Below are 1,554 nucleotides of genomic sequence, written 5' to 3' on the forward strand. Positions count from 1 at the left end.
CCATTTTGACCAACCAGCCATTCGTTGACGATTATTAATTTAAATTCATTTGAATATTTAGACATAGAAAAACCCAATAACTTTCTGGACATTTTTTTATTTTGTCCAAGTTATTGGGTTCACTTCAAATGTCGCTGACTTTTTTATTATTAACTTCTAACTAACAGGTGAATATGTTTTATTAAATTATATCTTGTAAAGATATTTGATTGCTATCTTTAATCACCAACTCTACCAATACTGACAGACCAAGACGCGTTTGTGTTGTTAACCTCAATTGCCGTTGTATATTTGACTGAAGCCATCTTTCAATGCTGTATTTTGCGTTTCTGTAAAATATAGATCCTCACCGTTTGTTGTTTGTGAAACATACACTTTTGGTTGCTTTTCTTGCGCTATAAACAAGTAAAGGATTCTGTTGTAGCCATTTGATGATGTTTGGCCGACCGCAACAGCGAGCACTTGATTTTTAGCGCTGCTATTAGCATTTGGTGACCACTCAACTGTTGTGTTTTGATTGTCAAACTTGATGTGACCACTGAGTCTACCGTTTTCTAATGCAGTTGGAAATGAAATGCCATAATAATCAGGCTTTTGGCCATCATAGGTGCCTGAATAGGTTTGGTTCATTTCTGTTTGCCATTGGCTCATGAAAGCACTTAATTGCTTATTTTTAGTAGTATTCCAAGCGCTTTTTAATTTCACATCACTGCTGCTCGAAGATTGACTTGAGCTGCTGGTACTGGATGATTTAACAGATGATGAACTAATCGAAGAATGGCTAGTTTTTTTGCTAACAGTTGTTTGATTTTTGGTTGTTCTATTGCGTGAACTAGCGCCATATATAATTGTGGCTAGAATGACTGCAATAATGACTAATATGATGATCGGCCAACGGGTCGATCTGGGTGCGTGTTTTCCTCTCATACAATTCTCCCTTGAAATGACTGTTCTTCATCTAATATTATACCAAATGTCAATATTTTGCGTTTGGTTCCCGAACTAAGTAATCAAAAGGCGCTCTGAACGAAACATTGAGTCACCATCATACCTGTAAAGGGGGTGGTTACGAAAAATAAAGAATGTTTCTCTACGTTTTAGCGCCTGTTTATTTTTATTTTAAACTTGCTTATATGAACTACAATTTTGTGTTTGCATTTTAGTACAAACGCGAAAAAATTTTTAGCTTTTGTATTACTGGTAATTTTAATTAGAATTTTACTTTTACAGTATGAATAAAAAATTAGTTATTTAATATTATGACAATAGATTAACCTTTCTTTTAGTTCTAGAACCATGGTTAATTATCCATGTGCATGCTTTCGTAACATTTTCATCTTTCCAAGAATCAATTATCTCTTCAAATAGTTCGGGGGATTGCTCGTATACTGAAAATCCGGACCGCTTTATTTCTAGGGCATAATCCGAGATAATCAAGTATAGGAGTTTTTTTATATTATGAAAGCTAAGCGATACTCAACAGAATTTAAGTCATCAATTGTCACCTTGTATAACGAGGGACGTTCTGCTAATTCTCTAGCCAATGAATACCAT

2 protein-coding genes are annotated in these 1,554 nt (G+C 34.5%); both read right to left on the reverse strand.

What is annotated here, in order from left to right; genetic code table 11:
- Positions 1 to 273: 273 nt before the first annotated feature.
- Positions 274 to 927 (reverse strand): DUF4767 domain-containing protein, encoded by a 654-nt coding sequence (locus BMG01_RS10475; RefSeq protein WP_036066671.1) that lies wholly within the window; start codon positions 925 to 927, stop codon positions 274 to 276.
- Between the two features lie 170 nt (positions 928 to 1,097).
- Positions 1,098 to 1,244, reverse strand: coding sequence for a cysteine-rich KTR domain-containing protein (locus BMG01_RS11685; protein WP_143471407.1), 147 nt, complete (start codon positions 1,242 to 1,244; stop codon positions 1,098 to 1,100).
- Positions 1,245 to 1,554 lie beyond the last annotated feature (310 nt).

It is taken from the genome of Leuconostoc sp. BM2 (genome assembly GCF_002095565.1).
GTDB lineage: Bacteria > Bacillota > Bacilli > Lactobacillales > Lactobacillaceae > Leuconostoc > Leuconostoc falkenbergense.

Coding starts and splice junctions, on each gene's coding strand:
- BMG01_RS10475 (WP_036066671.1), bottom strand. CDS start 927: ATGAGAGGAAAACACGCACCCAGATCGACCCGTTGGCCGATCATCATA.